Annotated in this window: 9 protein-coding genes; all 9 read right to left on the reverse strand. The window is 33.1% G+C overall.

Annotated elements, in window-relative coordinates:
• Positions 1-5: 5 nt before the first annotated feature.
• Positions 6-719, reverse strand: coding sequence for a carboxylesterase family protein (locus tag GQ47_RS10790; RefSeq protein WP_035648305.1), 714 nt, complete (start codon positions 717-719; stop codon positions 6-8).
• 9 nt (positions 720-728) lie between these two features.
• Entirely contained in the window at positions 729-2,114 is a 1,386-nt protein-coding gene (locus tag GQ47_RS10795; protein ID WP_035648306.1) for a glucoamylase family protein, read from the reverse strand.
• Positions 2,115-2,182: 68 nt separating this feature from the next.
• Positions 2,183-3,082, reverse strand: coding sequence for a LamG-like jellyroll fold domain-containing protein (locus GQ47_RS10800; RefSeq protein ID WP_035648308.1), 900 nt, complete (start codon positions 3,080-3,082; stop codon positions 2,183-2,185).
• Positions 3,083-3,101: 19 nt separating this feature from the next.
• Complete coding sequence (locus tag GQ47_RS10805) at positions 3,102-4,556, reverse strand: RagB/SusD family nutrient uptake outer membrane protein (RefSeq protein ID WP_051951481.1); 1,455 nt, start codon at positions 4,554-4,556, stop codon at positions 3,102-3,104.
• A 4-nt stretch (positions 4,557-4,560) separates the two neighbouring features.
• The gene (locus tag GQ47_RS10810; protein ID WP_035648310.1) at positions 4,561-7,593 is read right to left on the reverse strand and encodes a SusC/RagA family TonB-linked outer membrane protein; all 3,033 of its coding nucleotides are present in this window, start codon (positions 7,591-7,593) and stop codon (positions 4,561-4,563) included.
• A gap of 244 nt (positions 7,594-7,837) precedes the next feature.
• The gene (locus GQ47_RS10815; RefSeq protein ID WP_035648311.1) at positions 7,838-10,582 is read right to left on the reverse strand and encodes a helix-turn-helix and ligand-binding sensor domain-containing protein; all 2,745 of its coding nucleotides are present in this window, start codon (positions 10,580-10,582) and stop codon (positions 7,838-7,840) included.
• A 102-nt stretch (positions 10,583-10,684) separates the two neighbouring features.
• The gene (locus GQ47_RS10820) at positions 10,685-11,869 is read right to left on the reverse strand and encodes an acetate/propionate family kinase (RefSeq protein WP_035648313.1); all 1,185 of its coding nucleotides are present in this window, start codon (positions 11,867-11,869) and stop codon (positions 10,685-10,687) included.
• 76 nt (positions 11,870-11,945) lie between these two features.
• Entirely contained in the window at positions 11,946-14,039 is a 2,094-nt protein-coding gene (gene pta / locus GQ47_RS10825) for a phosphate acetyltransferase (RefSeq protein ID WP_035648315.1), read from the reverse strand.
• A 53-nt stretch (positions 14,040-14,092) separates the two neighbouring features.
• Entirely contained in the window at positions 14,093-15,166 is a 1,074-nt protein-coding gene (gene corA, locus GQ47_RS10830) for a magnesium/cobalt transporter CorA (RefSeq protein WP_035648318.1), read from the reverse strand.
• Between the last annotated feature and the right edge of the window lie 121 nt (positions 15,167-15,287).

The following is a 15,287-nucleotide window of genomic DNA, read 5'->3' on the forward strand; positions in this document are numbered from 1 at the left end:
TTTATTTATTTGTTTGTATTCGTTTTTTTCTGCTGCAACATCCAGTCGTAGATAGCTGCATTATCATAAACTCTTGTCCAGCTGTCGTGATTTGCATCATCAAAGATGGTAAGCTTTACATCTTTTGCATTGCACTTTTTCAATTCTTTGTAAATCGTGATTGCATAATTCACGTTTACGACATCATCCAGCAATCCGTGAAAAATTCTGGTTGGAATATTGGCTATTTCACAAGCTTTTTCTAATTGAATTAAATCTACAAAACCAGCGACAGGTACGTTTGCGGCAAATAGATCCGGATGTGCAAAAGCCAAATTCCACGAAGCCCAGCCTCCTGAGCTCAAACCAGTAACATATATTCTTTCTGAATCAATTTTATTTTCTTTCTGAATTTTTAAAATCAGCTCATAAATCGATTCTATATCCCAATTTTCATCTTCCTTACATTGTGGAGCCAAAACGTAAGCATCTAATTGATGCGTTTTTAAATACTTAAAAGGTCCATGAATTTTTACCTTTTCAATATCGGTTCCTTTTTCTCCATCTCCAGAAATAAAAACTATCAAAGGCTTCTTCTCTTTTGTATTTGCAGGCTTATGTAGTGCATAACCCAGTTCATACTTTGTCATTATTACTGTATTTATTTTTCCCGTTGTTTCACTTTGGGCAAAACCAAATACAGAAAACAATAAGACTAGAAGCGTTATTTTTTGTTTCATTTCTCTGAATTAAATTCCGTATTTACCTGATGTAAATCCAAGTTTTTTCAAACCTTGTTTCGTGTCAGATGCATTCATGAACAGCTTCCATAACAAGCCAGTTCTATAGTTTTCGACCATAGGAGCAATAGTTCCTTGATCGATTGCCAAATAACGAGCTGTTACCCAATTAAACTGTGGTGAAAAAGCATCGTATGGCCCTGCAATTCCAACAAGTTTTGCCTTATTATCATCATATATATAATGTAAAAACTTCATAGATTCTACTGGAGTATATGGGAAAGATGACAATGCCGCAGTTGGCGAAATTACACCGTTATCATTATTTGGCTGATGTGCTGTATAACCAGTTGTTCCGTCAGGATTACGAGTGTAACTTGCTGTTAATCCCCAACACTTATCTGAATAATCTTTAAAACCTTTTGGATTCGTAACACTGTATTGAACCATGATTTTTGCATGGTTTTGTGTCAATTGCCAATAATCCGCATATTTATCTTTTAATGTATTTGGATCTAAACCTAAATACGAATAATGCGACCAGAACATTGGTCCTACATTTCCTGAAGCTCCATTATAATTTAAAACTACTGGAATTCCATATTGAGATCTGCCATCTACTATAGCACCATTTCTTGCCCAAGCTTGGTGATAAGCTTCAGCAGAGATTGGATGTGTTGGAGATGAAGCTGCCATTACATACGTAATCAAACATTCGTTATAACCTTCAAGCTTGAAATTCATTTCCCAACCATAATTTGGTGACCAATGCCAGTATAACGCATTTTCTCCTTTTGTGTACCAATCCCACTCTACACCTTTCCATAGTTCATCTGCTTTTGCAGCTAATGCTTTTTCTGATGTACTTCCGTCTTTAAAATATTCTCTAATCGTAATTAAAGCTTGACAAACGAAAGAAGTTTCCACTAAATCTCCGCCATTATCTTTTGTTCCAAATGGTATAACTTTTCCCGCTTTATTGTCCATCCAATGTGGCCAAGCACCGTGAAAACGATCAGCTTTTTCTAAGAAATTTAATGCCGTAGTAAGTCTAGAAACAGCTTCAGCTCTTGGCAAAAAACCTCTTTCTACGCCTACAACAATTGTCATCAAACCAAATCCAGAACCTCCTGTAGTTATAATGTTTGACTCAAAATTTGGATCTTCTGTCAGGTATCTTTCTCTTGCCAATTTTGAATTAGGATCAGCATAATCCCAAAAATATTTTATTGCATCTTTTTGAACCTGATCCATTGCTTCGGTATCAGTCAAAGGTTTAGTCGGCGTTGTTGGATTTGTTGGTAATGGAGTTCCTCCGCCTTTTCCGTCTGGTGTCGATGATGAGCATGAATTAAAAAAGCTCAAAAAAGCAACTATGTATATTGAAATTTTCATTTTATTCTAAATAATATTAACTAAATAAATACACCTGGAGAATTCCTCCAGGTGTATTTGAAAAATACTTATCTCTTGTCCTTTTCCAGTTTATATAAAGCCGTAACTTCATTATCTGAAAGAGCAGCATCATATATTCTGAATTCGTCCATTAAGCCTGTATAATTAAGCATCCAGCTATCAGGAGCGCCCCATGGAGCACCTAAATGCTGCTGATACCCTCCAATGATAAATTTAGAAACTTCAGAACTAGCTAATTCTCCAAAAGGACCACCACCCGTTGCAGGATCACTTGCGTATCTTTTTGAAATCGATGCTGGTAAAGTTATTTTTTGTCCGTCAATATAAAGACTGTAAGTAGAACTTGTTCCGTTATATGACCAAATTACCTGTTTCCATGCACCAAACATATTAGGCAAAACATTTGCACCATTATGCTCGATAAATTGTCCAGCCCAAGGAATGCTTGGGGTTACATCTCTTTGAATATGGTTTTTCATCAACATTGTTGTTGCTGGTCCAGTTCCTTCAATAAGCGTAAAAATATTACCCCAGAAATCTGTTTTCTTTGGAAGCATAAATAAAGACTGAGCACCGCCAGTATGTGGATCTGTTTTGATCCACATTGAAACTGTAATACTTTTTAAACTTACTATAGAACTTGCAACATTGTTATAAGCAATAAATGAAGTTGCAGAACCTTTGTAAGCACTACCTTTTACACCTGTGTCATAAGAAACGTTTGTTCCTGTACCACCAGTTATTCCGCCTTTTGAGTCGTTGATATTTCCATCAAAACTGAATTTCGCAAGCAAATGACTTGCAGCAACTTCATCTGAATTCTCATACCCGCCAATTGACTCGTATGGAACTGGACTGTTAACTTTATCTATACTATCCTCACAGCTCACAAAAATTTGTGAAGCCAAAGCAAAAGAAAGTAATAAAATAGATTTATTTTTTTTCATTTTATTTAATATTTAAGGATTAGTAACCAGGGTTTTGAGATGATAACCCACCTGCTTGACTAAGGAATGATGCCGGAATTGGGAATAATTCATTTTTACCTTCTGTAAAAGTTTTTCCATCAATTGCAAAAGCAGCTTTAGCCTGACCTGTACGAACTAAATCAAAGAATCTGTCGTGCTCAAAAGCCATTTCTACTCTTCTTTCTTTCCAGATTGCAGTTCTTACATCAGCTTGAGAACTTGCGGTAGTATTTCCTAATCCAGCTCTATTTCTGATTTGGTTTAATAATGGAATAGCGGCAGAAGTTTGACCTAATTCATTTGATGCTTCCGCTTTCATTAATAAAACTTCAGCATATCTTAAATATTTAATATCAACATCTGTTTCCCAAGCATCTGTATAGGCAGATGAGTATGCTTTGTAGTTGTATCTTTCATTTTCAACCGTATTTGGTATTACTCTTCCATCATACAAAGTAGTTCCTCTAAAAATGATTGTTGCTGCTTTTCTAACATCACCGGCCTCATAAGCATTTACTAAACTTTGAGATGGTGTATTGAAGCCCCAACCCCAGCCTCCAGTACCACGAGCGCCTTGTGTATTAGAGTAACCTTCGATTCCTTTTGCAGGTACTGCTCCTTGTGCATAGATTTCGAAAATAGATTCAGAGTCAAACTTTCCTGTTGCTTTATACTGCGATGCATAATCACTTACAAGTGAATATCCTGTAACTTTATTACAATTGTCAATTACTTGCTGCCATTTCTTTTGGTATAAACTTACTTTCGCTAATAAAGCATAAGCAGCACCCTTTGAAACTCTTGATTTTTCATTTGCTGAATAAGCTGTTTTTTCAGGTAATGCCGCAATAGCATCATTTAAATCAGCTTCAATAAAAGCATAAACTTCTGCAGATGTTTTACGTGTTAACTGCATAACTCTATCAGCTTCTAAAGCTGGTACTGGTAAATGATCTACAATTGGTACTCCTCCATAACATTTTACTAAAGTAAAATACATAAAAGCTCTTAAAAATTTAGCTTCACCAGCTAATCTATTTCTCAAAGCAGCATCTGCTTTATCTAATTTTGGAAGTATGTTTAAAGCCTGGTTACATCTATTAATTCCATCATAGTTGGCAATAAAAGTACTTTCGCAAGAAGGATTAGAAGCGTTATAAGTCAGAGCATCCAATACGTCTTTATCTGTTCCAGTATCACCAGGAGAAGATCCCTTATCAGCATCATCAGATGTAATACTTGATAAACCGATCCAACCAAAAGAGGTCATATCCCAATTTAAAAATTTGTTATAAATCGAAGTAACAAACGTTTCTGCTCCTGTGTTGTTATTATATAACTCAATATCTTTTGTAGAAACAGTCTCGGTTTGCTGAACATCTAAATAATCGTCTGCGCATCCTGTAAAAAAGAATGTCGAAAGAACAAACGCGGTAATATATATCTTTTTCATCTTTTTAAAATTTTAAATTAGCACCAATTACAAATGATCTCATTGTTGGATAAGCATCAAGCTCAATTCCTTGAGAACCATAAGGATTTCCATCTCCGTTTAATTCTGGAGAAAATCCTGAGAATTTTTGTGTAATAAATGGGTTAATAGCATTTACATACACTCTGCAAGCGCTGATAAAATTATTTTCTTGTATTGGCAATTTGTAACCTAATGTAATATTATTGATTCTGAAGAAATCTCCTGATTCTAAATAGTAAGTAGAAGCAACAGGTACTTGATTAAAAGGTGCAGGGTTTGAAGCTGTTAAATTATTCGGTGTCCAGAAATCAGTAGCAAGTGAATTTTCAATATTTTCTCCTGAAAAACGTTGTGCTTTTTTACCATTGTAAACTTTAGCGCCGCCTGTTCCGTATCCGTCAACAGAAAAATCAAAGTTTTTATAAGTAATTCCTAAAGTAACACCATAGTTCGTTTTTGGCAAACTAGATCCAACATATTTTCTATCTTTATTAGCATCTAATGCATCTTGAGTAACTTTATCTCCAGCAGCATTGTAATAAAGCATTTTTCCATTTGTAGCATCAAAACCAGCATAATCATAAATATAAAAACTTCCTAAAGGTTGGCCAATTGTAGTATTATTAAGCAATTTAGTATTCTGTCCATTTCCTAAACCTCCACCAATAAGATCCGTTAAAATAACATTTTTTAAACCTGTAAGTTCATTTTTATTGTTAGAGAAATTTCCTCCAACCCAATATCTAACGTTTTCTCCTATTTTATCATCCCAACGCAATGAAATTTCATAACCTCTATTAGATACTTCTCCAACATGTGCAGGTGATGGGAGTGTTAGTCCAGATGTCATATAAGGTTTTGTATTTAAAATTACATTAGATGTTTTCTTGTCATACACATCAAAAGTTCCTTTTAATCTGTTATTTAAAAGTTCGAAATCTAAACCTACAGAAGACTCTTCTGTAATTTCCCACGATAAGCTAGGATCAATTTGAGAACTAATTGTAGTACCGTTATATAGAAGGGAACCTCCTAGGTAAGCATTACCTCCAGAAGTATATGATTGATTATTAAGCGGAACATTTTGATTTCCTAATCTTCCCCAGCCTCCTCTTAATTTCAATAAATTAATAGCTTTTACATCAGCCATAAAATTTTCTTTGGTAATAATCCAACCTAAACCAAAAGCAGGGAAAGTTCCCCAACGATAATCTTTACCAAAATTTGACGAACCATCACGTCTAACAGTTCCGGTAATTAAGTATCTATCCTTTAATTTATATTGAAAACGTCCAAAATAAGATGCCAATTTCGTTTCATTATAAACAACATCATAAAAACTTGTAACAGTTGGAGCATATTCTACTCCATGATTAGCAACAGGATCATTTAATGACCAGTAATTAGAATTCGCATTAACATTTTTTCTTGCAATAGTAAGCGTTTCTCTAGGACCTTTTACCGAAGTTTCGATACCACCTGTCACTTCAACATCGTGGATCTCATTAAATACCTTGTTATAAGTTAAATAATTTGATAAATTCCAATTAAAATAATCTGATCTTCCTTGAGTTAATAAATTTATATTGCTATTAGGAAATTCTTTAGCATAATCGCTATCAACTTTATTAGGGTTAGCAGCTAACCAAATATTTTTAGTATCATCATAATTATACTGTTTCCAAGTATAATATTCACCATTAAATTGTGAAGTGAATTTTAATCCTTTCAAAATTTCGTAATCTAATTTCAATCCTCCTTGCAACGTAACACTTTTTTGCTGTTCATCATAAAAATTTAATTGAGCAACTGGGTTTCCTACGTTGTTAAATGAAGAACCTGTTTCACTTGCAAAGCCATTATCGCCTACACGAGAAACACCATATTTACCATCAGGAAAATAAACCGGTACTATAGGAGACTGTTTGTAAGCATTTGTAAATGCGCTTAATGGTTTTGGAGTTGAGTTAGCAGATGTAAAGCTGAAATTTTGGCTTATAGTAAGTTTTTTAGAAATTTTATATTCATTATTATTTCTAAACGTAGTTCTTCCGTAATCCAAGCCATCTAAAACAGCTTTCTCTGAATAGTTTCCTAAACTGAAGAAGTATTTGACGCTCTCTGTAGCTCCAGAAACTGAGATATTATTTTGAGTATAACTTCCGGTTCTTGTAATTTCATCAAACCAGTCTGTATTTACAGGCTGATCTTGAGAAAAAGTTGTAGATTGTAATGCAGCATTTGAGTAATACGAATAATTATTACTTCCTGCCATCTTAACTTTTTTAAGTGGCTGTCTTACACCTCCAAAACTTTCAATTTCTACAGAAACTTTATCTCCCGTACCTTTTTTAGTTGTAATAATAATAACTCCGTTTGCAGCACGAGTTCCGTAAATTGCTAACGCAGAAGCATCTTTTAAAATTTCATAAGAAGTAATATCATTTGCATTGATATTGTTGATATTTTCTGTTTGCATACCATCAACAATATATAGAGGATTTCTTCCTCCTAATGCGGTTCCCAAACCTCTAATAACAACAGAAGGAGTGCTTCCTGGCAAATCAGATGAAATTACTTGTACACCAGCCGCCTTACCTTGAATAGCTTGTGAAGCATTCAATACTTTGGTTTTTGTAATTTCTTCTGCTTTTATAGATGAAATAGCAGTAGTGTTATCTACTTTCTTTCTTGTTCCGTAACCAATTACCACTACTTCTTTAAGAGCAGTATCGCCTGCTTCTTTTAGGGTAATTGTCATAGGAGTCGAAGTTGCCGCAACAGAGACAGCGTCGAAACCTAACATGGAGACCTTTAACGTCTCTCCCGCTTTGGCATTGATTGTAAAATTTCCATCGAAATCAGCATCAGCAGTTGTTCTGGAGTTAGAAGCGCTGATAACTGCCCCTGGAATCCCCATTCCGCTACCGTCTACTACTTTTCCTTTAATTGCCTGTCCAGACATATATGCTGGAAGAAGCAATAGCGCTAAAAAGCTAAAAATAAAATTTTTCATACAGTATGTAATCGTTTAAGTTAGTAGAGCCAAATTAAACAATTACAACGTTGTAGTACATCAAATAGCACTACTACACAGCTACATCATTATGTTAAAAACTTAATGTATACTACTAAAAATCAATACTATAAATGTTAATTTATTTTCTTTAACATAACCTTATGATGTAGTAATGATGTATTGGAATTATATAAAAAAAGAACTGAAAAAATAGAATATCTTTAAAATTTAAATGCTAATCTTACACAGTTAATAAAAATTTTGACAGGTTTTCGTCCTGAGTAAGGTTTAGTTTCTTTCTTAAGCGATATCTGTGCAATTCTACACCTCTAAAAGAGATGTTCATCATAGGCGCAATTTCCTTTGAAGAAAGGTTCATTTTTAGATAAACACAGAGCTTTATATCCTTTGGAGTCAGATTTGGGAATTTCTTGGAAAGATTAATAATAAACTCATTGTGGATTTGATTCAGATTGGTTTCAAAAATCTCCCATTCGTGTTTATTTACTTCATTAATTTTAATTGCTTTTTTGATTTCGCTTTTGAGTTTATTGAAATCCTTTTCAGAGTCCAGAATATTTTGAATATTCTCAATCATTTCACTTTGCTTTGCAATAGATAATGATTTACCCGCAACTTCTGAGGATTTGGTTTGCAATTCCAATTCTAAAATATGTTTCTCATATTCCTGAACATTCAATTCATTCTCTTTTTTCAATTCCATTTCAAGAATTTCACGCTGGTGTTTCAACTCTTCTGCCTGCAATTTTAATTTTTGAGTATATCGAAGTTTATTCCATTTGTAATAAAAGAACAATACGGCTCCTATCACCAATAAATAAAGCAGAATCATCCAAAATGAAAAATACCACGGTTGTGCTACTTTGAACTCGAATGTTGCAACATTATCATAATTTGCTCCGTCGTGTTTAAAAATTTCGACAGAATGAAAACCACTGTTAAGATTATTTAAGACAATTGTCCCATTTGAAATTGGAATATAATTTTTGCTTCCATTTATCTGGTAAAATAAATTTGGTTTACTTGCTCCATAAATTCCTGAAATCACATTAATACGTAATTCAGTATTGTGTTTTATTTTACCTTCATTCGGCAACAAAATATTATTGTTGAATGCTTCAACTTTTACTCCTTTATTTTGCTTGTTTTCATATGATAGCTGCAACGAAATAAAACCATCATCAAGATTCATTAAATAATGATTTTTGCTTTTGAAGATGCGCAGGTTTTCATTAATTAATTTTCCTTTATAATATTTCTCCTGGATCATATTCCATACAAACTTATTTCCGTTTGCATAAATATGATATAAGATTCCTTCCTGAAGTACTATAAAATGGTTCTCATCGATAGCAACAACATCAGAAATATTTTTAAAGTTTGTATTGAACAATTCATTCTCTTCTAATTTATTTGAAATCGAATTGAAAGTGTACCAAACATTATTAATCAGAAAAAGAATTTCTTCTCTAAACTCAAAAATCTTAACGCCAAAGTCATTTTCAATTTTACTTTGCTGTGTGATATTTTCGACTTTTGTCGTTTTAAAATTATCATCAAAAAGAACTCTATATAATCCGCGGTAATTATCTGCTGCCCAAATTTCATTTCTTTTGTTCTGGGCAACATATTTTATTGGTTTTGAAAGGTCATTCAACTTGGAACTTTCTGTTAGTTTTGAAGCATTATTATAAACTAAAATTCCGCTGTAAGTCGATTGAAAATAGGTGTCATTAATAATACTTTTTGATAAATTCCATCCACCGCTGACATTATTGATTTTTGTCAATGCACCATTTTCATAAACAAAAGTTCCGTCATTATGACCTATAACATATTTATTGCCAATTTTTGTAATATTCCAGCCTTGTCCTTGTGTATTAGGCAACATTTTAAAATTACCAGAATCAAATTCAAAAATACCGTGATTTGATGCAATTAAATATCCTTTATCGATTGTGGCAACCGAATAAACAGAGCCTAAAATACCCGAATTGTCATAAAAAAAGGAAATTGGCGAATTTACCTCAACATGTGCAATTCCGTTATCAAGTCCGAGCCACAAATCTTCTTCTTTATCAAAACCAATGCATAAAACCGAATTGTTCATCAAAACATTGTTTCGGTCAATATTTTTAAAAGTCTGAGTACTGAAATCATAAATAAAAACGCCTTTATTTCCTGTTCCAATGACCAATTTATTGTTTTTAATAAATTTTGCAACATTAATTCCCGTTCCTTTCAGCGTTTCATTTAATGGATTATTCCAAGCTGATAATCCATTTTTTTCAACAATAAAAATTCCTTTTTTATGAGTGAAAATATAAGTTTTGCCTTTGTACTTTTCGATAGCGTGAACAACCGTGTTTTTTAAAACATTCCAACCTTTCGGATTTGCAATTTTTGATCCGTTCATTCTAAAAATTCCTTTGTCGACAGAAGCTACATAGAGATTTTGATCGACAACAAAACAATAGGAAATTAAAAAAGGGAATTTGATTTTTTTAATATGTTTTCCATCATAAATAAAAACATCATTAAAAGATTGAAAATACAATGAACCATTGAATCTAAAAATTTTCCAGATTTCTTCATTGTCTTTTTCATCAAACAAACGCAGATTTTTGGTGATGGAAACGTAATGCATTTTTCCATCTTTTCTTTGCCAATAACCAAACTCTTTATAAGAACCGGAATAAATTCGATCTCCTTCAATTAAAATGGAGCGAATGATTGTTTTATTGGGCAATGAATATTTTTCCCAAACAACACCATCATATCGTAATAAATAGTGATTATTAGCAAAATACATGGCTTTGTCCTGTCCTTGAACAATATTCCAGATTTGATTATCGCCCTGATAATCTGATTTATTGTAATTTTCAACAAAAGGAAGTAATTCTTGTGCTTGTAAGTTCGAAGCAATGAAAAAGAAGAAGAGTAATTTAAAAAGTATCGATTTCAAGATATTCGTTTTTATAATCAAAGATACTGACAAATATTTAATTTTAGGCGTAAAAAAAGCCTCTCTGATGAGAAGCTTTGTTATGTAAAATTGGTTTAAATCTTAACTGTTCAATAACTGATAAACCTGATTTGCAATTTCATACTCTTCATCTGTTGGCACAACCAAAACTTTAGTTTTTGAATTGACTTTATTGATTTCTCTGACTTCTTTTGAACGAATTTGATTTTTTTCAGAATCAATTTCAATTCCAAAATAATCCATATCAGTACAAACTAGATTGCGCATATAAGATGAATTTTCTCCAATTCCAGCAGTAAAAACAATAGCATCTAATCCATTTAAAGCAGCTGCATACGCTCCAATTGTTTTCTTAATTCGATAAGCATTCATCAATAAAGCTAATTGGCAGTCTTTATTTCCTTTTGCTGCTTCTGATTCAATATCTCTCAAATCACTGTAACCTGTCAGACCGAGCATACCGCTTTGTTTTAGCAAAACCGCATTTACTTCATCTGGAGTATAACCTAAATTTTTTATCATATAAAAAACCACAGACTGATCTATATCACCCGCTCGCGTTCCCATAATTAATCCATTTGAAGGCGAAAATCCCATTGAGGTTTCAATACATTTCCCATCCTTAATTGCGGCCATACTACAGCCATTTCCTAAATGAATGGTAATTATTCTTGAATGATTTTCTAGAAATTTAATTGCTTTTTCAGAAACATATTTGTGGCTTGTTCCGTGAAAACCATAAACCCGAACTTTGTTTTCCGTTAAAAGGTAATTTGGAATGGCATACTTATAAGCTACTTCTGGCATTGTTTGATGAAAAGCGGTATCAAAAACTGCAATTTGCTCTGCCGAACTGAAAATTTCCTCTGCCACATTAATTCCTTCTAAATTTGCCGGATTGTGCAAAGGCGCCAATTCAAAAAGCTGTTTGATCTTTGCTTTTACTTTCTCGTCGATTTTTACAGTATCGCTAAAATCGCTTCCGCCATGCACTACGCGATGTCCAACCGCAGTAATTTCTGAAGTTGATTTTATAACACCTTTTTCAGCATCTAAAAGCATATTGGCTACTTTTTGCAGACCTACTTTATGATTCGGAATCGGCAATGTTTCTTCATGTGAATTAGCCGAAGTTTTAAAAGTAATATTTGAAGTTTCTAAACCAATTCTGTCGATCATACCAGAACAAATTACTTCATTTTCCGGCATAACCATTAATTGATATTTGATTGATGAACTTCCTGAGTTTATAATTAGTATTTTCATTTTTTTTAAGGTGCTAAGGTTCTAAGATGCTAAGATTCTAAGGCACTTAGTATGTTATTTCATTTTTAAATTTGTATTATAATCCCTGCGCCTGAATGGCTGTAATTACAACTGTATTAATAATATCGTCAACTGTACAACCACGGCTTAAGTCGTTTACAGGTTTGTTTAAACCTTGAAGCATCGGTCCAATTGCCAAAGCTCCGGTTTCTCTCTGAACGGCTTTGTAGGTATTATTTCCTGTATTTAAATCCGGGAAAATCAATACGCTCGCTTGTCCTGCAACTTCTGAATCTGGCATTTTGCTTTTTCCGACAGCGCGATCAACTGCGGCATCATATTGAATTGGGCCTTCAATTTTTAAATCTGGGCGTTTTTGTTTTACGATTTCTGTAGCCGTTCTTACTTTGTCCACTTCATCCCCTTTTCCAGATGCTCCAGAAGAATACGAAAGCATAGCAATTTTTGGTTCGATTCCGAAAGCAGAGCTCGATTCTGCTGATGAAATTGCGATTTCTGCCAACTGTTCTGCAGTTGGATTTGGATTAATGGCACAATCACCAAAAACAGAAACTCTATCTTCCAGACACATGAAAAACACAGAAGAAACTACAGATGAATTTGGTTTTGTTTTGATAAACTGCAAAGCGGGCAAAATAGTATGTTGTGTGGTATGCGCTGCTCCCGAAACCATTCCATCTGCATGACCTTTATAGACCATCATAGTTCCGAAATACGACACATCTTCCATTAAATCTCTTGCCATTGTAATGCTTACGTTTTTTGCTTTTCTAAGCTCATAATACGTATTGGCATAATCCTCATACAACGGAGATTCTTTTGGATTGATGATATTGACTTTTGAGAAATCAAATGTAAGTCCGAGTTCAGCAACCTTGCTTTCAATTTGTTTTTTGTCACCAATTATAGAAATATCAACTACATTCATATCCAATAATCTTGATGCAGCAGTAATAATTCTGTCATCATTTCCTTCTGGCAGTACAATATGTTTTCTGTGCTGTTTAGCTCTTTTTACCATGTTGTACTGAAACATTTTCGGTGTCATTCCTTCGGGTTCAAACGTTATTACACGTTCAGATAAAGCTTCTATTTGAACGTATTTTTCGAATGTACTTATCGAAGTTTCAATTTTATGCGTGTTATTAGCATAAATTTCTGATTTTATCGAACCGATTTTATTTGTAATATTATACGTTCCGCCATCAACCGCAATAATTGGAACAATGGCCGAAAGTCCTTCAATTAGTTTTAAGATACTTTCTTCCGGAACAATATTTCCTGTCAAAATAATTCCTGAAATAGTTGGATAATTTGCTGATTCATTGGCCTGTAAAGCACCCAAAATAATATCTGATCTATCTCCTGGAGTAATTACTAAAGCATTGTTATGCAAATGAACCAAATAGTTATGCAATTGCATCGCTCCAACGCTGTAATGCCCAATTTCATTATTTAGATAGTTTTCTCCAAATAGAACTTTGGCACCTAGCTCATTTACGATTTCCTGCATTGTAGGATTATCTAGACTCGATATTAGCGGAATTGTATTAACCAAAACATTTGGAGGAAGGCTTTTTTGCAGACTTTTTGTTACCAATTTGATGTTTTCTGGCTGTACTTTATTAGCAAAAACTGATAAAACCTCTACCTCTTTTACTTTAAAAGAATCATAAACCAGATATAAGCTGTCTACTAATTCTTCAAGTGTTTTTCCAACTCCTGAGCCAATGATAATTGTTGGAATTCCAAGATTTTTAGCAATTAAAACATTTAAATCTAATTCAATTGATGTTCCTTCGCCAGTAAAACTAGTTCCTTCGACCAAAACAAAATCAAAGCGATCTTCGAGTTTTTTATATTTTTCAATAATCAGGTCTAAAACCTCCCCTATTTTGCCTTTATTTTTCTTCTTGATCAGTTTGCTTTTTGTAATCGCATAAGCATCTTCAAACTTAATATCAAGATTAAAATGAGACAAAACAGTCTCAATATGATTATCTTTTTCTCCGTCTACAAAATCTTCAATTATTGGCCTAAAATATCCCACTTTGGCCGTTTTGCCAATCAAAATGCTCATCACTCCCAGCGTAATAATTGATTTTCCGCTATTGTGATCACTTGTGGCAATATAAATTGCTTTGCTCATAATTTATATTTTTAAACTAAATTTTTAATTTGCTGATGTTCTATTAATTGGCATTAAAACCAACGTCTTTTTTTGAAATATATAATCAAGGCAACAACTAATAAAAACATGATTCCCATGACTATAAAATAGCCATTTTGAGTTTTGAGTTCTGGCATATTTTCAAAGTTCATTCCATAAACTCCAACTATGAATGTAAGCGGAATAAATATCGCCGAAATAATAGTCAGCGTTTTCATAATCTCATTCATCTTTCGGCTTTGTTCCGAAAAATAAAAATTGGATGCACTTTCTAATGCACTCATGTCGGATTCAATTTGTTCCAAAAGTTCCAAACTCTTTTGATGCAATCTGATAAAGAAATTAAAAGTTTCCTTCTGAATCAAGCCGTTATTTTCATCATCATCTTTAATTGTTTTCAGATAATACAACGAATCTCGAAGCGGCACAATGGAACGTTTTAAAAAATTAAAGTTATCTCTGTGATTTTCAATCTTTTCCAAAATAACTGGATGCGCTCCTTTTTTAGCTTGATTAATTAATTCTTCAATTTTATCTTCTTCATCTTCAATCGTAATGTAGAAATTTTCCATAACGGCATCAAGCAGTAAATAAAGAAGATAATCTACTTTTTTAGTTCTTACGATTCCTGCATGTGTGCGAAGTCGCTCACGAATATGCGTAAAGAAATCACTTCGTTTTTCTTGAAATGAAATTAAGATTCCATCTTTTAAAATAAAACTAAGCTGCTCAACACTAATATTATCAGAATATTCAGAAGGCAAAAGTGATTTTATATTGAAAAATAAAATATTTGGCTGTTCTTCTAATTTAGTCCTTTTGGTTGTATTTAAAATGTCTGCTAAAAGGAAGTCGTCAAGCTTAAAATGTGTCCCAATTGTTTTAAGCAAGCCAATGTCATTTAAGCCATGAACATTTAACCAATTGTTTTTAGTATAATCAAAACAAGAATTTAATGCTAAAACCGTAAACTTATCATATTCAACAACATCTGCATCATCATATACAAAAAGTTGCATTTCGGTTTCATGTTCCTTATGTGTACCTGTGTACTCTAATGTTATATGCTGAACTTTGCGTCCTTTCTTGTATTTAATCTTTCTCATTCATGAAAATTTACAATAGTAATATTACGAAAAAGATTTGGAATGGGAAATGACAATTGTCAGTTTGTAGAAACCTTAATGCAGAAAAACCGCAATGCTTTTCTACATTAATAAAAAATTT

This window comes from Flavobacterium sp. ASV13 (assembly GCF_000745775.1).
Lineage (GTDB): Bacteria > Bacteroidota > Bacteroidia > Flavobacteriales > Flavobacteriaceae > Flavobacterium.